This window comes from Segatella baroniae B14 (assembly GCF_022024235.1).
In the GTDB taxonomy this organism is placed as follows: Bacteria; Bacteroidota; Bacteroidia; order Bacteroidales; family Bacteroidaceae; genus Prevotella; species Prevotella bryantii.
In genome coordinates, this window is the sequence record NZ_CP091799.1 from 513,632 (window position 1) to 534,543 (window position 20,912).

General features: G+C 35.8%; 16 protein-coding genes. 14 read left to right on the forward strand and 2 right to left on the reverse strand.

The annotated features are described in order from the left end of the window. Positions 1-25 precede the first annotated feature (25 nt). The 8 genes from carB (at position 26) to L6469_RS02200 (ending at position 11,585) form a co-directional block, all read left to right on the forward strand. Positions 26-3,253: a carbamoyl-phosphate synthase (glutamine-hydrolyzing) large subunit gene (carB, locus tag L6469_RS02165; RefSeq protein WP_074802986.1), complete on the forward strand. Its 3,228-nt coding sequence runs from the start codon at positions 26-28 to the stop codon at positions 3,251-3,253. 269 nt (positions 3,254-3,522) lie between these two features. Then, positions 3,523-3,696, forward strand: coding sequence for a hypothetical protein (locus L6469_RS02170; RefSeq protein WP_006282363.1), 174 nt, complete (start codon positions 3,523-3,525; stop codon positions 3,694-3,696). Positions 3,697-3,805: 109 nt separating this feature from the next. After that, positions 3,806-5,185 (forward strand): tRNA (N(6)-L-threonylcarbamoyladenosine(37)-C(2))-methylthiotransferase MtaB, encoded by a 1,380-nt coding sequence (gene mtaB, locus L6469_RS02175; protein WP_006282362.1) that lies wholly within the window; start codon positions 3,806-3,808, stop codon positions 5,183-5,185. Positions 5,186-5,189: 4 nt separating this feature from the next. After that, a complete protein-coding gene (locus L6469_RS02180) occupies positions 5,190-6,218 on the forward strand; it encodes a glycosyltransferase family 2 protein (protein WP_006282361.1) in 1,029 nt (342 codons plus the stop codon). A 7-nt stretch (positions 6,219-6,225) separates the two neighbouring features. Continuing rightward, positions 6,226-7,452 carry a DUF4861 domain-containing protein gene (locus L6469_RS02185; RefSeq protein WP_006282360.1) on the forward strand — a complete coding sequence of 409 codons (1,227 nt, stop codon included), beginning with the start codon at positions 6,226-6,228 and terminating at the stop codon, positions 7,450-7,452. Positions 7,453-7,455: 3 nt separating this feature from the next. Next, entirely contained in the window at positions 7,456-8,373 is a 918-nt protein-coding gene (locus L6469_RS02190) for a TIGR01212 family radical SAM protein (protein WP_006282359.1), read from the forward strand. A gap of 140 nt (positions 8,374-8,513) precedes the next feature. Beyond that, complete coding sequence (locus tag L6469_RS02195; RefSeq protein ID WP_027453461.1) at positions 8,514-9,314, forward strand: gliding motility protein GldB; 801 nt, start codon at positions 8,514-8,516, stop codon at positions 9,312-9,314. A gap of 69 nt (positions 9,315-9,383) precedes the next feature. Continuing rightward, positions 9,384-11,585 carry a S9 family peptidase gene (locus L6469_RS02200; protein WP_006282357.1) on the forward strand — a complete coding sequence of 734 codons (2,202 nt, stop codon included), beginning with the start codon at positions 9,384-9,386 and terminating at the stop codon, positions 11,583-11,585. A gap of 247 nt (positions 11,586-11,832) precedes the next feature. On the opposite strand, the gene L6469_RS02205 is transcribed toward L6469_RS02200, so the two are convergent. Further along, a complete protein-coding gene (locus tag L6469_RS02205; RefSeq protein WP_006282356.1) occupies positions 11,833-13,020 on the reverse strand; it encodes an MFS transporter in 1,188 nt (395 codons plus the stop codon). Positions 13,021-13,185: 165 nt separating this feature from the next. Here L6469_RS02205 and L6469_RS02210 point away from each other — a divergent pair, with 165 nt between their 5' ends. Beyond that, complete coding sequence (locus L6469_RS02210) at positions 13,186-14,058, forward strand: RNA polymerase sigma factor RpoD/SigA (protein WP_006282355.1); 873 nt, start codon at positions 13,186-13,188, stop codon at positions 14,056-14,058. A gap of 19 nt (positions 14,059-14,077) precedes the next feature. On the opposite strand, the gene yfcE is transcribed toward L6469_RS02210, so the two are convergent. Beyond that, positions 14,078-14,620, reverse strand: coding sequence for a phosphodiesterase (gene yfcE / locus L6469_RS02215; RefSeq protein WP_006282354.1), 543 nt, complete (start codon positions 14,618-14,620; stop codon positions 14,078-14,080). A gap of 90 nt (positions 14,621-14,710) precedes the next feature. On the opposite strand from yfcE, the gene L6469_RS02220 reads away from it, so the two are divergent. From L6469_RS02220 to L6469_RS02240, 5 genes are all read left to right on the forward strand, one after another. Beyond that, positions 14,711-15,925, forward strand: coding sequence for a hypothetical protein (locus tag L6469_RS02220; RefSeq protein WP_083382188.1), 1,215 nt, complete (start codon positions 14,711-14,713; stop codon positions 15,923-15,925). Beyond that, complete coding sequence (locus L6469_RS02225) at positions 15,922-17,268, forward strand: DEAD/DEAH box helicase (RefSeq protein WP_006282352.1); 1,347 nt, start codon at positions 15,922-15,924, stop codon at positions 17,266-17,268. The genes L6469_RS02220 and L6469_RS02225 overlap by 4 nt, the downstream gene beginning before the upstream one ends. Positions 17,269-17,447: 179 nt before the next feature. Then, the gene (gene serC, locus L6469_RS02230; RefSeq protein ID WP_074548307.1) at positions 17,448-18,515 is read left to right on the forward strand and encodes a 3-phosphoserine/phosphohydroxythreonine transaminase; all 1,068 of its coding nucleotides are present in this window, start codon (positions 17,448-17,450) and stop codon (positions 18,513-18,515) included. Positions 18,516-18,597: 82 nt separating this feature from the next. Further along, a complete protein-coding gene (locus tag L6469_RS02235; protein WP_006282350.1) occupies positions 18,598-19,515 on the forward strand; it encodes an NAD(P)-dependent oxidoreductase in 918 nt (305 codons plus the stop codon). A gap of 139 nt (positions 19,516-19,654) precedes the next feature. Then, a complete protein-coding gene (locus tag L6469_RS02240) occupies positions 19,655-20,902 on the forward strand; it encodes a DUF1015 domain-containing protein (RefSeq protein WP_006282349.1) in 1,248 nt (415 codons plus the stop codon). Positions 20,903-20,912 lie beyond the last annotated feature (10 nt).

Consider the following 20,912-nt stretch of genomic DNA (forward strand, 5'->3'; position numbering starts at 1 on the left):
AAGTTTATCGTAAGAAAATCATTAAATGAAAGACGAAAATATTAAAAAGGTTCTCCTCTTAGGTTCTGGTGCGCTCAAAATTGGTGAGGCAGGAGAGTTTGATTACTCTGGTTCTCAGGCACTCAAAGCTTTACGTGAGGAAGGGGTTGAAACTGTATTGATTAACCCAAATATTGCTACTGTCCAAACCTCTGAAGGTGTTGCTGATCAGATTTATTTCTTGCCTGTTCAGCCATATTTTGTAGAACGTGTTATTCAGAAAGAAAAACCAGATGGAATTTTGCTCTCTTTTGGTGGGCAAACAGCTTTGAACTGTGGTGTTGAATTAGAGCAGAGTGGTGTTCTGAAAAAATATAATGTTAAGGTGCTTGGTACTCCTGTACAAGCTATTATGAACACGGAAGACCGCGAACTTTTTGTAGAACAACTTGATGAAATCAATGTTAAGACCATTAAAAGTGAGGCTTGTGAAAATATTGAGCAAGCAAGAAAAGCTGCAAAGGAAGTAGGTTATCCTGTTATTATCCGTGCTGCTTATGCTTTGGGTGGCTTAGGTTCTGGTTTTGCAGATAATGAAGAGGAATTAAATATCCTTGTAGAGAAGGCTTTCTCTTTTTCACCACAGGTACTTGTAGAAAAGAGCTTGAAGGGTTGGAAAGAAATAGAGTATGAAGTGGTACGTGACCGATATGACAACTGTATTACCGTATGTAATATGGAAAACTTTGACCCGCTTGGTATTCATACAGGTGAAAGTATTGTTATTGCTCCATCCCAAACTTTGACTAATAGTGAATATCATAAATTACGTGCACTTTCAATCAAGATAGTTCGCCATATAGGTATAGTTGGTGAGTGTAACGTACAGTATGCATTCGATCCAAATAGTGAAGATTATCGTGTAATAGAAGTTAATGCTCGTTTGAGTCGTTCTTCAGCTTTGGCTTCAAAAGCGACAGGTTATCCTTTGGCTTTTGTTGCAGCTAAATTGGGTATGGGCTACGGATTGTTTGAACTAAAGAACTCTGTAACCAAAACTACATCTGCTTTTTTTGAACCAGCTTTAGACTATGTCGTATGTAAAATACCTCGTTGGGACCTTTCTAAGTTCCGTGGTGTAGATCGTGAGTTGGGCTCTTCTATGAAGTCTGTGGGTGAGGTAATGGCCATAGGTCGCTCATTTGAGGAGGCTATTCAGAAGGGACTTCGTATGATCGGTCAGGGTATGCATGGCTTCGTAGAAAATAAAGAGCTTGAAATTGAAGATATTGATGCTGCTCTTCAAGATCCAACAGATAAGCGTGTCTTTGTTATTTCTAAGGCTATGCAAAAGGGATATACTGTCGATCAGATTCACGATTTAACCAAGATTGATAAGTGGTTCCTAGAAAAGTTGAAGCATATCATCGATATTGATCAGCAACTCAAAAAGTGTACTTCTATCAATGTCTTGGATAAGGATTTGCTTCGTCAAGCTAAGGTATATGGTTTTACAGATTTTCAGATAGCACGTGCTGTTGGCTTGGAACAGGAAATTCATAATATGCATAAGGCCCAGTTGGTTGTTAGAAATCTTCGTAAGACCTATGGTATTCTTCCTGTAGTAAAGCAGATAGATACGCTAGCAGCGGAATATCCAGCTCAGACTAATTATCTGTATGTTACTTATGCCGGTGTAAAGAGTGATATCAATTATGAAAATGATAAGAAGTCTATTATCGTTCTAGGTAGTGGTGCTTATCGTATTGGTAGTTCTGTTGAATTTGACTGGTGTGGTGTTCAGGCTTTGAATACAATTCGCAAGGAAGGTTATCGTTCTGTAATGATTAACTATAATCCTGAGACCGTAAGTACAGATTATGATATGTGTGACCGTCTCTATTTCGACGAATTGACTTTTGAGCGTGTCATGGATGTTATAGATTTTGAAGCTCCTCATGGTGTGATCGTTAGTACTGGTGGTCAGATTCCTAATAATTTGGCTATGTATCTTGATGAGCAGCATGTTACTATTTTGGGTACAGCTGCCAAAGATATAGACAATGCAGAGGACCGTGCGAAGTTCTCCGCTATGTTGACAAGGAATAATATTAATCAGCCAGAGTGGAGTGCATTGACAAGTATGGATGATATTGACGTATTTGTTAAGCGAGTAGGTTTCCCTGTATTGGTAAGACCTTCTTATGTTCTTTCTGGTGCAGCGATGAACGTTTGCTCTAATGAAGATGAGTTGAAGCGTTTCTTGCAATTGGCTGCTAATGTTAGTGAAGATCATCCTGTTGTGGTTAGTAAGTTCATTGAGCATGCTAAGGAAATAGAGATGGACGCTGTAGCTAAGAATGGTGAAATCTTGGCATATGCAATTAGTGAGCACATCGAGTTTGCTGGTGTTCATTCAGGTGATGCTACAATCCAGTTCCCTCCACAGAAGATTTATGTTGAAACAGTTCGTCGTATAAAACGAGTAAGTAGACAGATTGCCAAAGAATTGCATATTAGTGGTCCTTTCAATATCCAGTTTATGGCTCGTGATAACGATATTTTGGTTATTGAATGTAATCTTCGTGCTTCTCGATCTTTCCCATTTGTAAGTAAGGTGCTGAAGATTAACTTCATAGAACTTGCTACTAAAGTTATGTTAGGTCTTCCTGTAGAAAAGCCAAGTAAGAATCTCTTTGATTTGGATTATGTAGGTATAAAGGCAAGTCAATTCTCTTTCAACCGTTTGCAGAAAGCTGACCCAGTGTTGGGTGTAGATATGAATTCAACTGGTGAAGTAGGTTGTTTAGGCGATGATTCTAATACTGCTCTTTTGAAGAGTATGTTGAGTGTAGGACAGCGTATACCAAAGCAAAATATTTTGTTGTCTACTGGTGGTGCTAAGCAGAAGGCTGAAATGCTTGATGCTGCTAAAGTTTTAGTAGAACATGGTTATAAATTGTATGCTACTCCAGGTACCAGCAAATATCTTTTCGAGAATAATATCGAGAATACATTAGTATATTGGCCATCAGATGAGGATAATAAACCTCAAGCACTTGATATGCTTCGTAATCGTGAAATAGATATGGTCGTAAATATACCAAGAGACTTAACTTCTCGTGAGTTATCGAATGGATATAAGATTCGTCGTGCTGCTATCGACTTGAATGTGCCTTTGATTACTAATAGCCGATTGGCAAGTGCATTCATTAATGCATTCTGTACTATTAGTCTTGATGATATAGATATTAAGGCATGGGGTGAGTATTAAAATAATCCCAAGCATTAGATAAATTATGGGAGGAACTTATTTCTAAAGTTCCTCCCATAAATCGTTTTGTGAAGGTACACAAAATGGAAAATATGTTTTAACATTTGTTTAGAGTAGGTAAGTTGTTGATAATTAAGAAGTTATAAAAAAGTTACAGGTAACACCTAAAAAAAGTCTATAAAAAATGTACGTGGTATTTAAAAAATACTTATCTTTGCAACGTTTTAATAAACAAATGATTGTTTTACAGATTTAAAAAAGCAAAGAAAATGAAGAAATTAGTTTTAATGTTCGTAGCTATCGCAGCTATCTCTTTTGCATCTTGTAACGATGGTAAGCAGGCTCCTGCAGCAGGTGCTGATTCTGACACTGTAGCTGTTGATTCAGCTGCTGATTCTGTAGCTGTTGATTCAGCTGCAACTGATTCAGCTGCTGCTGAGTAATTTTACTCACGAACAGAAAATTTGAGACACCGCTGGAGACATTGTCTTCAGCGGCTTTTTTTGTTTTTTTTCTTTGGTTATATTCTTCATTTGTTGTATTTTTGCATTTATGATAGATACTAGTGCATTTCAGGGTAAATCTGCAGCGTATTATACATTAGGTTGTAAACTCAATTTTTCAGAAACATCTACTTTTGGAAAGATGCTTCAAGATATGGGAGTTCATGCTGCAAAAAAAGGAGAGAAAGCGGATATTTGTATTATTAATACATGTTCTGTGACAGAAATGGCAGACCATAAATGTCGCCAACAAATCCATCGTATGGTACGAGAGAATCCAGGCTCTTTCGTAGTGGTAACGGGTTGTTATGCTCAGTTAGAGTCAGAAAAGGTAAGTAAAATAGATGGTGTAGATTTAGTTTTGGGAAGCAATGAAAAAGCTAATCTTATCCAATATCTCAATGATGCTTTTACAGGTCAGTTGACTTCTGATATGTCGGTGAACCGTTCAGAATCGACGGATACTGAACACTTGCATAGTTATCATAGTGTAAGAACTAAAGATATTAAAACTTTCCAACCAAGTTGTTCTCGCGGTAATCGTACTCGGTATTTTTTAAAGGTGCAAGATGGTTGTAACTATTTCTGTACTTATTGTACTATTCCTTATGCAAGAGGTTTCTCGCGGAATCCTTCTATAGTTTCATTGGTAAAACAAGCAGAGGAGGCTGCAGAAGAGGGTGGAAAGGAAATAGTGTTGACGGGTGTTAATATCGGAGATTTTGGTGAAACAACGAATGAATCTTTTTTGGATTTGGTTAAGGCACTTGATCAAGTACAAGGAATTCAGCGTTTTCGTATTAGTAGTCTCGAACCAGACCTTTGTGATGATGAATTAATAGAGTATTGCTCTACAAGTAGGGCTTTTATGCCGCATTTTCATATTCCATTGCAGAGTGGTAGTGATGAGGTCTTGAAGCTTATGCATCGTCGTTATGATAGTGCTTTGTTTGCTCATAAAATAAAGCTTATTAAAAAGTTTATGCCTGATGCATTTATAGGTGTGGATGTAATGGTAGGTTGTAGAGGGGAAAAACCTGAATATTTTGAAGAATGTTATCGTTTTTTAGAAAGTTTACCTGTAACGCAATTACATGTTTTTCCATATAGTGAACGACCTGGTACTAGTGCGCTTTCTATTCCTTATGTCGTAGATGATAAGGAGAAGAAACGTCGTGTTAAGGAATTGCTTGCTTTAAGTGATAAGAAAACACAAGATTTTTATTCTAATTATATAGGTACTGAGGCTGAGGTATTATTTGAAAAATCTGCAGTCGGAAAAGCTATGCATGGTTTTACCAAAAATTATATTCGAGTTGAATTATCACCAGCCTTAGCTAAAGAAGATTTTGATAACCAATTGATTAAGGTTCGATTAGGTGATTTTAATCATGATAAAACGGCTTTGAAAGCTGAAATTTTAGCATAATAATATGAAAAGTAAAGTAGCCATAGTTATTTTAAATTGGAATGGGCTGAAAATGCTAGCACAGTATTTGCCAACAGTAATAGATTATTCTAGAATGGATGCGGATATTTGGGTAGCTGATAATGCTTCGACAGATGAATCAATAGAGTTTATTACAGCCCATTATCCGATGGTAAACACTTTACGATTGGAGAAGAACTATGGCTTCGCAGAAGGATATAATCGTTGTCTTCAAGAGATTGAGGCAGATTATTATGTTTTGCTAAATAGCGATGTAGAAGTCACTCATCATTGGTTGGAACCATTGATAGAATTGATGGATGCACATCCAGAAGTTGCAGCTTGTCAGCCTAAGCTGCTTGCGGAGTATGATAAAGATGCATTCGAATATGCTGGGGCTAGTGGTGGACTTATAGATAAATATGGTTACCCATATTGTCGAGGTCGTATATTTGATACTGTTGAGAAAGATCAGGGACAATACGATTATCGACAAGAAATTTTTTGGGCTACAGGTGCTTGCCTTATGGTTCGTTCATCTGATTACTGGCAAGTTGGCGGATTTGATGGACGTTTTTTTGCGCATAATGAGGAAATTGACTTATGTTGGCGATTGCGTCTTTTGGGTAAAAAAATTTATTGTGAGCCCGAGAGTTATGTTTATCATGTAGGTGGAGGAACTTTGCCCAAGAGTAATCCAATGAAGACGTTTTTAAATTTTCGAAACAATCTTACAATGCTTTATAAGAATGTTCCTCAAAGCGATTTGCGTAAAGTTATGTTTATGCGTTTGTTCTTGGATTACCTTGCAGCGTTTGAAACTTTAATTCTAAAAGGTAATTTTAAGGATTTCAAGGCTATCATTAAGGCTCGTCTAGCATTTCGTAAATGGCGTCATGATTTTGACAAGGATCGAGACGTTATTCAGAAATCAAGGGTAGTAAAACAGATTGATGGTCAATCTGATTTTTCTATACTGTGGCAGTACTATGTTTTAGGCAGAAAAAAATATTCAGAAATCTACAAAAACTAATAATTCAATGAAAAATCAAATTTTAAGTTTGGCTTTTTTGTCTGCGTTTTCAATGCAGGTAATGGGGCAGCAATCATTAACGGTAAAGGTATCAAATCCTACTAAAAAAGAACGTAAAGATGTTCCTGTAGTCTTAAGTTTGGCTAAATATGGTGATGTTCAGAAAGCGGTAGTAACTGTCGATGGAAAGGAGATTCCATCTCAGTTGGATGATATCAACGTTGATATGACCAATGATGAACTTTGCTTCCTCGTGAACTTAGATAAAAAAGAGGCCAAAACTTACCAGATAAAGTTATTTCAGGAGGGTACACAAAATCAATATCCTGAGCGTACATTTGCAGAGCTATGTTTGCCAAGTAGAAACAAGAAATTAGCGAAAAATAAGCAAGATATTTATTTACGTAGTATCACTTTTGATCAGCGAACAGTAGATCCTTATCACTATGTACATTCTCATGGCCTATGTTTTGAGAGTGAATTAATTGCACTTCGGGTTTACTTTGATCATCGTCAGACTATGGATATATATGGTAAGACACGTAAAGGATTAGTGGTTTATGATACACAATTTTATCCTTCTGAAGAACAGTTAAAGGCTGGTTCTGGTGACGATGTACTTTGGGTTGGTAATACTTATGGATTGGGTGCCCTTCGTGGTTGGGATGGCTCTAAGAGTCTAATGTTGGATCAGGTGAAGTATCGTACTCAACGTGTTATCTCTGAAGGTCCTCTGCGTGCTATTGTAGAGGTTGAGGATAAGGGATGGACACCTGCTCCAGGATTGAAACCTGTGACAGCCATAATTCGTTATACCATATATGCAGGGCATCGAGATTTTGACTGTGATGTATTCTTTGATAAGGATGTTTCGAATTATCGCTTTTCTACAGGTCTTATTAACGTTAAGAATTCTACAGAATTTTCAGATAAAGCGGGACTTAGAGGTTGCTATGGTATGGATTGGCCAACCGGTAAGGATGATGGTATTCATAAGTTAGAAACAGTAGGTCTAGGTATTTATGTACCTATGAAGTATCTCGAAAGTGAAAAACAAGCCAATGTTAATGATTTGACTTATGTGGTTAAACCGTCAGACAACAAGATAAGTTATAAGTTAGCTTATACTAGTGCTAATGAGAATTTTGGCTTTAAGAATGAAAAGGAATGGTATAAATGGCTGAAAGACTGGAAGGAAGATAATGAAGCTCCAGTTGTAATCGAAGTAAAATAAAGAGTGAAATATTATAACGACTTTGGAAATTGGATTAGGACAGTATTCCCGTATCGTGTTCAAAAGATATCTATAGATGCAGGTTTTTCTTGTCCTAATCGCGATGGTAGAATATCTACGGGCGGTTGTACGTATTGTGACAACCGTACCTTTAATCCGTCATATTGTCATCGTAGTAAAACCATTACAGAACAGTTGGAAGACGGAAAAGAATTTTTTGCTCGAAAGTATCCAGATATGAAATATCTAGCTTATTTTCAGGCATATACTAATACTTATGATACTCTAGAACATTTAAAAGCTATGTATGAGGAGGCGCTTAAAGTGCCTGATGTTGTAGGTATAGTTATTGGTACAAGACCGGATTGTGTTTCTGATGAACTTTTACAATATTTAGCAGAATTAAATCAGCGTACATTTGTACTTGTTGAATATGGTGTTGAAACAACAAATGATGAGACTTTAAAGCGAATAAATCGTGGACACGATTTTGAGTGTAGTAAGCGAGCAATAATAAAGAGTCATCAGCTTGGCCTCACGGTTGGAGCTCATATTATTTTAGGATTGCCAGGTGAGGATGCGAAAGAGAGTATCCGTCAAGCATCTGTCATTTCGTCTTTGCCGATTGATATTTTGAAGATACATCAAATGCAAATAATTCGTGGCACAATTCTTGCTCATGAATATCAAGAGCACCCTTTTCATGTCTATTCTGTAGACGAATATATTGAGTTGATATCCTCGTATATTCAGTATCTGCGTAATGATATAGTATTGGAAAGATTCGTAAGTCAGTCTCCTGCAGAACTGCTTATAGCCCCCAAATGGGGATTAAAAAATTATCAGTTTACTAACTTATTGCACAATCATCTCATTAAAACGGGAGTTACGCAAGGTTGTAAAGTTGGGAAAAATGTTTAACGAATTAATAAACAAGCTTTTTTTATATATTTAAACGTAATAGGGATATTAAACGCGAAAAATTTATTTTTTTTAGCTTATTGTTTTGCATTTAAAAGATTTTTTAGTACTTTTGCAGATATATAATTAAAAATTGTTATTTGAAGAAGGTATATTACATATTGCTGTTGGTAACAATTCTTTGTGTGGCATGTGAGTTTAAACTTAAGCCTAACATAGAGGACGTTCAGAATGCGCAAATAGAAATTAAGCGTTATGATCGTCTAGAAAGTCGTTATCTTACCACGGGTGATTTTTCTGCCCTTCAGCAAATGAATACAGAGTATCCTATGGAAACTCGTACCTTATTAGAAAAGGTCTTACAATTAGGTGAAGTTAATGATCCTAATATTAGCCATAAATTTTTGATGTTTTATCAAGATTCTGTGCTTCAGACACTTTTGTCTGATGCAGAAACTCAATATGCTAATATGGATGATCTTAACCAGCAATTTAATGATACGTATGAAAAGTTGCATGAGTGGCTTCCTACGTTAAAGAAGCCTTTAGTGTATGCTCAGATAGGTGCATTAGATCAGAGTGTGATTGTGGGAGAGGAATCTATCGGTATTTCATTGGATAAATATATGGGAGGTAGTTATCCTTTGTATAAAAAATATTATACTCCAGTGCAGACTGCATCTATGAACCGTTCGTTTATCGTTCCTGATGCGTTTTGTTTTTATTTATTAAGTGCTTATCGTATTAGTAATTTTGAATCGTTACCTCAGTTAAAGCGAGACCTTCATATGGGTAAAATTATGTGGGTTGTTAATCAAGCCGTAGGTAGGCAGGTCTTTACTACTCCTTATACGGTTATAGTTGATCGCTATATGAAAAAGCATAAAAATGTAACGGTTGGAAAATTATTGGAATCAGAAGATTATTCTGATTTTAAATAATACATTTGTTCATTTTTGCGTATTTTATTAATTTTTTCGTACTTTTGCAGTAGAAAAAGTATTGCATTGATGAAAAAAATATTCATTTTATTAGGTTTTATGGTAATGACTGCAGGAAATCTTTTTGCGGTTAAGCAGCTTGATTTGAAGTCTATTACATCAGGTGATTTTGCAGCGGAATATGTATCTGGTATTATTCCTATTAAGGGTTCTGGAGATTATGCGAAAATTAGTCAGGATGGTAGACAAATTCAACGTTATTCGTTTAAAACAGGTAAACAGATAGCGGTTCTGTTTGATGTTTCTCAGGCTATAGGTGACAAGATTGATAATTTCGATGGGTATATACCTAGTCCTGATGGTAAGTTTCTTTTAATTCGTACAAATACGAATTATATCTATCGTCGTTCTTATACTGCAGATTTTTATATTTATGAGGTTTCAACAAAAAAGCTAATAAAATTGTCCGCGGAAGGAAGAGAACAAATTCCTGTATGGTCGCCAGATAGCAAACATATTGCTTATGTATACCAAAATAATATTTTTGTTAGTGATTTGACATCAGCTTCGAAAATTCAAGTAACAAATGATGGAAAATTTAATGATATCATCAATGGACTCCCAGACTGGGTTAATGAGGAGGAATTTGGATATAATAAAGCATTGGTTTTTAATGCTGATGGGACTAGAATCTGTTGGTTAAAATTTGATGAATCACAGGTAAAGCAATATTCGCTGCAAATGTACAAGGGCTCAATGCCTGAAATAGAAGAGTTTCGTATTTATCCTGGTCTTTACAGTTATAAATATCCTAAGGCTGGTGAAGATAATTCTAAGGTATCAGCTTGGAGTTATGATTTAAAGTCAAAGACTTCTATTCCATTAAATGTTCCTATGGATGCTGATGGTTACATGCCACGTATAAAGGCAACAAATGATGCGAAAAAAATTGTAATTTATACTTTCAATCGTCATCAGGATGATTTACGTCTTTATGCTGTTAATCCTTTTACAGGTATTAGTAAGTTGCTTATACAGGAGCAAGTGCCAAAGTATGTAAAAGAGGAGGCTATGGAAGGCATAGAAATTCATGGTAACCATATTTTATTGCCAAGTGATCGTAGTGGCTATATGCACTTGTATCTTTATGACATAAATGGTAAACTGATTCGTCAGGTCGAAAAGGGAAATTATGATGTAACTGCCGTATATGGTTATGATTCAAAGAGTGGTGATGTCTTTTATCAAGCAGCCAAGTTGAATCCTCATGATCGACAAATTTATGTGGCCCATGCTAATGGAAAAGTTGATCGTTTATCTGAAAGGGAAGGTGAAAACTCTGCCATATTCTCTGGTGATTTCAAATATTTCATCAATATTTGGAGCGATTATAATACACCATTCGTATTTACTTCTCGTACGCGTCAGGGTAAAGTTATAGATATTTTAGAAGATAATTCTACATTAAAAACTAAGATATCTGAGTATGGATGGGTTAAGAAAGAACCTTTTACATTCACGACATCAGAGGGAGTACGCTTAGATGGCTGGATGGTCAAACCTGCAAATTTCGATGCAAAAAAGAAATATCCTGTAATTCTTTTCCAGTATTCTGGGCCAGGAAGCCAGCAAGTGATGAATTCGTGGAACTCGGGAAGTATGGGGCAAGGCGGAGCTTTTGATATGTATCTAGCTCAGCGTGGTTATATTATCGTTTGTGTAGATGGTCGTGGTACTGGAGGTCGTGGTGCAGATTTTGAAAAGTGTACCTATTTGAAATTAGGTGAGTTGGAATCAAGAGATCAAGTAGAAACTGCTCTATATATGCAAACTTTTCCTTATGTAGATGCTAATCGCATTGGTATTTGGGGATGGAGTTTTGGAGGTTTTAATACTCTAATGAGCATGAGTGAAGGTCGTGGAGTCTTTAAAGCAGGTGTTGCTGTTGCCCCTCCAACTGATTGGCGCTTTTACGATACCGTTTATACTGAACGTTATATGCGTACACCTAAGGAAAATCCAACAGGTTACGACACAAATCCTATTCAACAAGCTGATAAATTACATGGGGCTTTGTTGATTTGTCATGGTACTGCAGATGATAATGTACATCCGCAGAATACTTTCGAATATGAGGAAGCTTTGGTTGAAGCAGATAAGGATTTTAAAGAAGTTCTGTATACGAACAGAAATCATAGTATTCGAGGAGGTAACTCTCGTAATCATTTGCTCCGTCAGATTAGTCAGTTCTTTGAAGATAATTTAAGATAATTTTCTATACATCATGACCAACTTTTATTCGAGGTCATGGTAACATAAAAAATAACCTCATTGGGATTTTTTTCAATGAGGTTATTTTATTGCTGAGTTTATATTGTCAAGCCTTTTGTTTTGAAATAAAGTGACAATAGAATAGTTTCTTTTGATTTGTATTTTTGTCGTGGTGATCGCTTGTTATATACAATCTATTCCTAGAATTCTTGCTTAAAGAATGAGATTATAAGTAAGTTGAGGCAAATTAATGATTTTGGGAATTTAGGTTGATTTGAAGAAAGTTGTTTCTCGTGCAGGTATAAAATAAAACTACACCTATTATATTATACGCTGCAACAATCCAAAATGCAACATCGTAGCTAGTATGTTCAGCAATGATACCCCCCAGTAAAACTCCAAGTCCGAATCCAATGTCCCAACCTGTAAGAATTGAAGAGTTGGCAGTTCCTCTTTCGTTGTGGTGAGCTATACTTATAAACATATTAAGGAATGCTGGATACATGTGTCCATTACCTAAACCAATAAGTATGGCCGATATATAATAAGCTATCGGATTATGTATGCTAACAAAAAGTAGATATCCCACTGATGCGAGTATCATGCCCATACCAGCATTATGGGTGAGCTTTCCTTTTTTCAGTGATTTTGTTCCTTGAAGTCTACTCACAAAAAGTCCAATGGAAAGTAATGCAAAATATGTTCCAGTTCCTGTGGTTATATGGAGCTCTTCCTTGCTAAAAATAGCAAGGTAATTACATAAAATACCAAAACAGAATCCAAACAACGAAATATTAATAGCCATTATCCACGCTCTTGTAAGAAAAAAACGGTCTAGTGATAATTTCATGTTCTGATGGACTATAGGTTTTGTTGTAATCTTAATAGATGAGGCTGTAATTAAAGCTGTTCCAGCAATAAATAATGCTATCCAAAATAGAATATTGAAATTGCCAACAATTTTATAGATATAAATACCTATACTAGGCGAAATAGCCATAGCTAAATTGTTGCTTAAACCGAAAAGACCTATACCTTCATTTCGCCTACTAGATGGTAATATATCGATAGCGCAGGTACTATTGGATACAGTAGAAGCTCCGAAAGGAGCACCATGTAAGGTGCGAATAATACCAAACATCAAAAGAGTACTTGCTGCGATATAACCAGCAAAGCAGATAAAGAAAAAAGCTAAGCATATTAGAAGAATCTTTTTTCTTGGAAAGTTATCGATAAGAAAGCCACTAAACGGCCTAATGATAAGTGTTGCTAATGTGTATCCTGACAATATAATTCCTATTGTATCTTTTGTAGCCCCATATTCTTCACTTAAATAAATAGGGAGAAGGGGGGTAAGCAAATAAAAGGCAAAGTAAAGCAAAAAGTTTGTTAGCATTACTTTGATGTAGTCTATAGTCCAAAGTCTTTCTTCCATAAATTAAGTGCAAAGTTACAACAATATCGTAATTTAGTTTAATTTTCTATAGATAATTCGAGATTTTGTAATTATTTTTATGTTTTAGCACAATTTTTGCATGTAGTTTAGTGTTATAATTATAATTGTACAATATTTAGCAAAAACTAGGTAAGAGGATTTTTTATGAGACAATTAAAAATTAGCAAGAGTATTACCAATCGATCTAGTGAGGCTCTAGATAAATACTTAGCTGAAATCAGTCGTGAACCGATGGTGTCTATTGATGAAGAGACAGAATTGGCACAACAGATTAGAAAAGGTGGGCGAGCCGGAGATCGAGCAAAGGAAAAACTTGTCAAAGCTAATTTACGTTTCGTAGTATCAGTTGCCAAACAGTACCAACACCAGGGATTGACATTGACAGACTTGATAGATGAAGGTAATATTGGATTAGTTAAAGCTGCTGAAAAGTTCGATGAAACACGTGGTTTCAAGTTTATTTCTTACGCAGTTTGGTGGATAAGGCAGAGCATTATGCAAGCTATTGCAGAACAGAGCCGAATAGTTCGACTTCCGTTAAATCAAGTAGGTGCAGTCAGCAAAATAAATCAGGTTACTGCAAAATTTGTACAAGAACATAATCGTAGGCCATCGGCTGATGAACTTGCTACATTGACCGGAATCGATGCAGATAAAATTCAAAAGAGTTTGAATGCGGATTCTCACCAAATGAGTATTGATGCACCTTTTTCTGATGATGATGATAATTCTATGTCTGATATGCTTTCTTCAGGTGATGATTCTAGGACTGACCGTCAGGTAGACTATGAGTCAATGCAGAATGATATGGAAGGGGTATTAAAGTCTGTTCTGAAAGACAGAGAGTTGAAAATCGTTAAGGATTGTTTTGGTATTGGTGGCCCTGAAAAAGGGTTGGAGGAGATAGGAGAAGAAATGGGACTAACCCGTGAACGTGTACGTCAAATTAGAGAAAAAAGTATTATGAAGATTAGACAAAGTGGAAATGCCAAGTTATTGATGAAATACCTTGGCTAACCACCGAAGTCTATATGTGTTAAATCGATATGGTTTGAAGACATTCTTCTGTTTCTAAGGAGAATGTCTTTATTTCGTTATGTTCATAAGTACATAAGGTTGGTACATTACCATTTTTTGGAAAAGTAATACTTCCAGTGTTGCATATGACCATATTGTTTACTTTTTTAAGTTCCCAAATATGAGTATGACCATATACTATTGCATCAAATTTTCCTTTTGGTAATTTTTCTTGATTATATATGTGTCCATGGGTAATAAGAATCTTCTTTCCTTCGTCTACAATAAGTAAATAATCTGACATCATAGGAAAATCGAGTAGCATTTGATCAACCTCTGAGTCACAATTACCCCTGACGGCTACTATTTGGTCAGCATTTTTATTGAGTAGTTCCACGATTCCAGGAGCATCAATACCTTCCGGAATTCTATTTCTGGGACCGTAGTTAAGAATATCACCTGCTATACATATCATATCGCATTGATGTTTCTTGCCAAAATTCAATGCTTTTTCTAGTTGTGGTTTACTGCCATGAATGTCTGATATAAAAAGATATTTCATTGTTTATTTTTTTTGTATGCAAAGATACGAATAGTTTGGGATATTTTTTATAATTTTGCAAAGAACCCTTTATTATAGAGTATATTAAAGATGATAGTTATAAAAAAGATTGTAATATTTCTTATTTTTATCAATGTTTTCTGTGTATCAACTGGTATGGCACAGAAAAAGGTAATAAATGAAGCGCAAGACCAAATTAAGTCTGGAAAAGATCTAGATAAGGCTGTTGCTTCTATGGAAAATCTTTTGAAGGATAGTGCAAATAAATCGAATGAAAAAGTATGGCTAACTTTATATGATGCTTTAAAGTTGCAATATATTCAAGGTAATGAAAAGCTCTATCTGAAAGAAAAATATGATACAGTCCAACTTTTTAACTTGACGTTGAAACTGTTTTCTGTTTTGGAAAAATTTGATTCTATCGAGAGTTTACCTGATAAAAAAGGAAGAGTAAAATTGAAATATAGAGAACGACATGCAGAGTTTTTAGATCATATTAGGCCAAATCTGTATAATGGTGGTGCGTATTTCACTTATAAGCAAAAATATGCACAGGCATATGAATTCTTTGATGAGTATCTAAAATGCTCCGACCTTCAGATGTTTAGTCATTATAAATATGCTACAAATGATAAACTGCTTCCACAAGCAGCTTATTGGGCAACCTATTGTGCTTATAAGGAGGGTAAGTCAAAGGAAACGTTGAAACATACTTATTGGGCTTTAAAAGATACTGCTCATTATGAATATATGCTTCAATATTTGGCTGAAACCTATAAAGAAGAAAATGATACAGCTAGGTATGTAAGTACTCTGACCGAAGGATTTAAAAAGTATCCTACTTTTTCTTTTTTCTTTCCTCGATTGATTGATTATTATTGTGATGTAGAGAAAAATAATGCAAAGGCATTGGCAGTAGTGGACTCTGCGTTAGTTGTTGATTCGAAAAATCAAGTGTTCCTTTTTGCAAAAAGTACAATTTTGTTGAATATCGGGCGCTATGATGAGTGCGTTCAAGTTTGTAATCAATTGATAGAAATTAATGATACTTTAAAAGATGCATATCTAAATGCTGGACTAGCTTATTATAATAAAGCCTTGAAATTGGAAAATAACAGGAAAAGTAAATGGAAAGAACTCAAGAGTATTAAGAGTTATTATAGTAAGGCTTTACCTTATTTTCAAACATTTCGAAAGTTGGCTCCCGATATGGAAAACCGTTGGGCTGTACCACTTTATACGATTTATCTTAATTTGAATATGGGTAAAGAATTTGAGGAAATTGATAAAATATTAAGAAAATGAAAATTCAAGAGATAATTAATAAATTAGGTATTACTCCTAATGCCATGCAAGAAGAATCTATAGATGCTGTACTCCATCATCGTGATAATATCACAATCTTGTCACCAACGGGTTCTGGTAAAACTCTTGCATACCTTCTTCCTTTAACTCAATTGGTTTCTGAAGATTGTAATGAAGTGCAGGCTGTTATTATTGTGCCTGGACGAGAATTGGCACTCCAGTCGTCTACGGTGTTGAATAATATGAAATGTGGACTTCGTAGCATGGCAGTATATGGTGGACGTCCAACGATGGATGAGCATCGTATGATGCGTAAAGTACAGCCACAAATTCTTTTTGGAACGCCTGGTAGGTTGAATGACCACTTGGATAAAGGTAATTTCTTATCTGATACTGTCAAGTTTATCATAATTGATGAGTTTGATAAATGTCTTGAAATGGGATTTCATGAAGAAATGCAGAACCTCATTAGTAAATTACCAGAAAAGGCCAGACAGATTTTGCTGAGTGCTACCCCAGCTGAAGAGATGCGTGAACAGCATATTATAAATACTCGATTTAAAACCTTGAATTATTTGCAGGACGAAGAACAAGTACCTGCTCGTGTTCGTATTTATAAGGTAGATAGCCCAGAAAAAGATAAATTACAAACTTTGGCTTATTTGCTTAGTAGTTTTAAAGGAAAAAGTACAATTGTTTTCTTGAATTATCGTGATTCTGTTGAGAGAACGGTAAAATATCTTCAAGAACAAGGATTTTCTACGAGTTTCTTTCATGGAGGTCTTGAACAGAAGCAACGTGAAGCTGCATTATATAAGTTCAGTAATGGTTCTGTTAATATTTTAGTGGCTACAGATTTAGCAAGTCGAGGTCTAGATATTCCTAATATTGATAATATTGTACATTATCATATTCCTGAATCAGAGGATGGATATATACATCGTGTAGGTAGAACTGCTCGTTGGGAAGCAAAAGGAAAAGCATTTTTCCTTTTGGGACCTGGTGAAGTCGTACCAGACTATGTTGATGAAGAAGTCGAGGAGTATGAAATTCCGGAAGAAACGGTTGCTTTTAGAAAGGAACATGATAAATTTGAAGTTTTTCCTGCTTTGATGGCTACTATTTATATAGGTAAGGGAAAAAAAGATAAAATTAGCAAAGGTGATATTCTTGGCTTCCTATGTAAAAAGGCTGGATTGAAAGGAAATGAAATTGGTCGAATTGATATAGAGGATCGTTTTTGCTATGCAGCAGTACTTCGTAGTAAAGTTAATATAGTTATTAATCAGACTAAAGGTGAAAAAATAAAAGGAATACGGACAGTTGTGGAAAAAGTGAAATAAAATAGCCTTTTCATGTGCATTATGTCAAACAAAAGTGACAATATGAAAGAAGAAATTGAATTTTGATAATTTTTTGCTAAAATATTTTGCTATATAAAATAAAAAGTGTAATTTCGCAATCGTAATTTTGGTACATACGTGTACGTTTTTATACTAAAGTCAAATAAATAAACATTCAGATGAAGAAGTACAACTTTAATGCAGGTCCATCAATGCTTCCACGTGAGGTAATTGAGAACACAGCTAAGCAGATTTTGGATTTCAATGGCTCTGGACTCTCTCTGATGGAGATTAGTCATCGTGCTAAAGATTTCCAACCAGTAGTAGATGAGGCTGAGGCTCTTGTCAAGGAATTGCTCAACGTTCCTGAGGGCTACTCCGTTATATTCCTGGGTGGTGGTGCTTCCTTGCAGTTTATGCAGATTCCAGCAAATTTCTTGATAAAAAAAGCTGGTTACGTAAACTCTGGTACATGGGCCAAGAAGGCTATGAAGGAAGCTAAACTGTTTGGAGAAGTAGTTGAAGTTGCCTCCTCCGCTGATGATAATTATACCCATCTTCCTCATAACTATGAAATTCCAGCAGATTTGGATTATCTTCATATCTGTACTAACAATACAATCTTTGGTACCGAGCTTCGTGAGGATATTGATGCTCCAGTTCGTTTGATAGCTGATATGTCTTCTGATATTCTTAGCCGTCCTGTAGATGTTTCAAAATATGATGCAATTTATGCAGGTGCACAGAAGAATATGTCTATGGCTGGTGTAACCGTTATTATAGTTAAGGATGATGTTTTGGGTAAGGCTCCACGTGAATTGCCAACAATGTTAGACTATCGTACACACGTAGAGAAGGGTAGTATGTTTAATACTCCTCCTGTAGTTCCTATTTATACTTTAATGGAAACATTGCGCTGGGTTAAGGCTCAGGGTGGTGTTAAAGAAATGGATCGTCGTGCTCATGAACGTGCAGAAGCTTTGTATGCGGAAATCGATCGTAATAAGTTGTTCCGTGGTACAGTTGCTAAAGAAGACCGCTCTTTGATGAATATCTGTTTTGTTATGAACGATGAATTCAAAGATCTTGAAAAATCTTTCTTAGACTTCGCTACAGAGCGCGGTATGGTTGGTATCAAAGGACATCGTTCTGTGGGTGGCTTCCGTGCTAGCTGCTATAATGCCATGACTATGGAAGGGGTTAATGCGTTAATCCAAACTATGAAGGATTTTGAAGCTCAGCATTAATTCTCTATAAAAAAATAATTTATTCCCTCTGATTTATTCAGAGGGATTTCTATTTGTAACAAAAATAATAAATATATAATCCATGAAAGTATTAGTTGCAACAGAAAAACCATTCGCAGCAGCAGCTGTTGAGGGTATAAAAAAAGAAATAGAAGCTGCGGGCAATGAGCTTGTCTTGCTTGAAAGATATACTGAAAAAGCTCAATTACTTGATGCTGTAAAGGATGTGGATGCTATGATCGTACGTTCCGATAAAGTTACTTCTGAAGTACTTGATGCTGCATCTCAGTTGAAAATTGTTGTTCGTGCCGGTGCTGGTTATGACTCTATTGATACAGCCTATGCTAAGCAGAAGAATATTGTTGTTGAAAACACTCCAGGTCAGAATGCTAATGCTGTAGCAGAGTTAGTGTTTGGTATGCTGGTTTATGCAGTTCGTAATTTCTTCAATGGTAAGGCTGGTTCAGAGTTGAAGGGCAAACGACTTGGTATCTTGGCTTTTGGTAATGTTGGACGAAATGTGGCTCGTATTGCTAAAGGTTTTGGTATGGAAGTATCTGCTTATGATGCATTTTGTCCTGCTGATGTTATAGAGGCTGCAGGTGTTCATGCTTGTAAGTCTCAAGAAGAATTATTCCAGACAAGTGATGTCGTATCTCTTCATATTCCTGCTACAGCTGAGACAATAAAAAGCATTAACTATGCATTAGTTAATCAGATGCCTAAGGGTGGTATTCTTGTAAATACAGCACGAAAAGAGGTTATTAACGAAGAAGAACTCCTAAAATTGTTGGCTGAGCGTGAAGATTTGAAGTACGTTGCAGACATTAAGCCTGATGCTGATGCAGAATTTGTAAAGTTTGAAGGTCGTTATTTCGCTACACCGAAGAAAATGGGAGCTCAGACAGCAGAAGCTAATGTTAATGCGGGTATTGCAGCAGCTAAGCAAATTAATGCATTCTTCAAGGATGGTGATACCAAATTTCAAGTAAATAAGTAATACACCAATATTATTATATAAAGCAGACTTCCATGTAGAGGTCTGCTTTTTTTTAGATATAATTTTAGAATGATTTTATTATATCGCTTTTTTTTTATACCTTTGCAATATATTCATTCTAAATTTAACTTGTACAGTTATGGCAACAGTTAAACCATTTAAGGGTATTCGCCCACCAAAGGAGCTTGTAGAAAAAGTAGAATCTCGTCCTTATGACGTTTTGAATTCAGATGAGGCTCGTGCAGAAGCTGGTACAAATGAAATGAGTTTGTATCATATTATTAAGCCAGAGATTAATTTTGAACCTGGTACTTCTGAATATGATCCTCGCGTTTATGCAAGTGCGGCAGAGCAATTCCAAAAATTTCAAGATAAAGGTTGGTTAGTACAAGACGAAAAGGAGCATTATTATATTTATGCTCAAACCATGAATGGTAAAACACAGTATGGTCTTGTTGTTGGTGCTTATGTAGAAGACTATATGACAGGCGTTATAAAAAAGCATGAGCTTACTCGTCGTGACAAAGAAGAAGATCGAATGAAGCATGTTCGTGTCAATAATGCTAATATCGAACCGGTATTCTTTGCTTATCCAGATGATAAGGTGTTGGATGATCTTGTTGCTCGTTATGCTGCTACAGAGCCTGTTTATGATTTTATAGCCCCAATAGATGGTTTCCGTCATCAGTTCTGGATTATCAGTGATGATCAAGATATAGCTACAGTAACAGCTGAATTTGATAAAATGCCAAGTTTATATATTGCTGACGGTCATCATCGATCAGCAGCAGCGGCTTTAGTTGGCGCAGAAAAAGCTAAGCAGAATCCTAACCATACAGGTAAGGAAGAATATAATTATTTTATGGCAGTTTGTTTTCCTGCTAATCAGTTAACTATTTTAGATTACAACCGTGTTATAACCGATTTGAATGGTTTAACATCCGAAGAATTTTTGACTAAGTTAGCTGATAACTTTATTGTCGAACTGAAAGGTGCTGATGAATATAAACCACAGGAACTTCATGAATTCTCACTATATTTGGATAGTCAGTGGTATAGTTTGAAGGCAAAACCTGGAACATTTGATAATAGCGACCCTATTGGTGTACTTGATGTTGATATCTCTTCAAGATTGATTCTTGATGAGATCTTAGATATTAAAGACCTTCGTTCAAGTAATCGTATTGATTTTGTTGGTGGTCTTCGTGGTTTGAAGGAATTAAAGCGTCGTGTCGATAGTGGTGAAATGCGTTTGGCGCTGGCTCTTTATCCTGTTAGTATGAAGCAAATTATGGATATTGCCGATAGTGGTAAGATCATGCCACCTAAGGCAACATGGTTTGAACCTAAACTACGTTCGGGTCTGATAATTCATAAATTAGTATAATAACTCAATA

What these genes read in the sequence shown, in the direction of transcription:
- carB (WP_074802986.1), top strand. Translation starts at nt 26, where the DNA reads ATGAAAGACGAAAATATTAAAAAGGTTCTCCTCTTAGGTTCTGGTGCG.
- L6469_RS02170 (WP_006282363.1), top strand. Translation starts at nt 3,523, where the DNA reads ATGAAGAAATTAGTTTTAATGTTCGTAGCTATCGCAGCTATCTCTTTT.
- mtaB (WP_006282362.1), top strand. Translation starts at nt 3,806, where the DNA reads ATGATAGATACTAGTGCATTTCAGGGTAAATCTGCAGCGTATTATACA.
- L6469_RS02180 (WP_006282361.1), top strand. Translation starts at nt 5,190, where the DNA reads ATGAAAAGTAAAGTAGCCATAGTTATTTTAAATTGGAATGGGCTGAAA.
- L6469_RS02185 (WP_006282360.1), top strand. Translation starts at nt 6,226, where the DNA reads ATGAAAAATCAAATTTTAAGTTTGGCTTTTTTGTCTGCGTTTTCAATG.
- L6469_RS02200 (WP_006282357.1), top strand. Translation starts at nt 9,384, where the DNA reads ATGAAAAAAATATTCATTTTATTAGGTTTTATGGTAATGACTGCAGGA.
- L6469_RS02205 (WP_006282356.1), bottom strand. Translation starts at nt 13,020, where the DNA reads ATGGAAGAAAGACTTTGGACTATAGACTACATCAAAGTAATGCTAACA.
- L6469_RS02210 (WP_006282355.1), top strand. Translation starts at nt 13,186, where the DNA reads ATGAGACAATTAAAAATTAGCAAGAGTATTACCAATCGATCTAGTGAG.
- yfcE (WP_006282354.1), bottom strand. Translation starts at nt 14,620, where the DNA reads ATGAAATATCTTTTTATATCAGACATTCATGGCAGTAAACCACAACTA.
- L6469_RS02220 (WP_083382188.1), top strand. Translation starts at nt 14,711, where the DNA reads ATGATAGTTATAAAAAAGATTGTAATATTTCTTATTTTTATCAATGTT.
- L6469_RS02225 (WP_006282352.1), top strand. Translation starts at nt 15,922, where the DNA reads ATGAAAATTCAAGAGATAATTAATAAATTAGGTATTACTCCTAATGCC.
- serC (WP_074548307.1), top strand. Translation starts at nt 17,448, where the DNA reads ATGAAGAAGTACAACTTTAATGCAGGTCCATCAATGCTTCCACGTGAG.
- L6469_RS02235 (WP_006282350.1), top strand. Translation starts at nt 18,598, where the DNA reads ATGAAAGTATTAGTTGCAACAGAAAAACCATTCGCAGCAGCAGCTGTT.
- L6469_RS02240 (WP_006282349.1), top strand. Translation starts at nt 19,655, where the DNA reads ATGGCAACAGTTAAACCATTTAAGGGTATTCGCCCACCAAAGGAGCTT.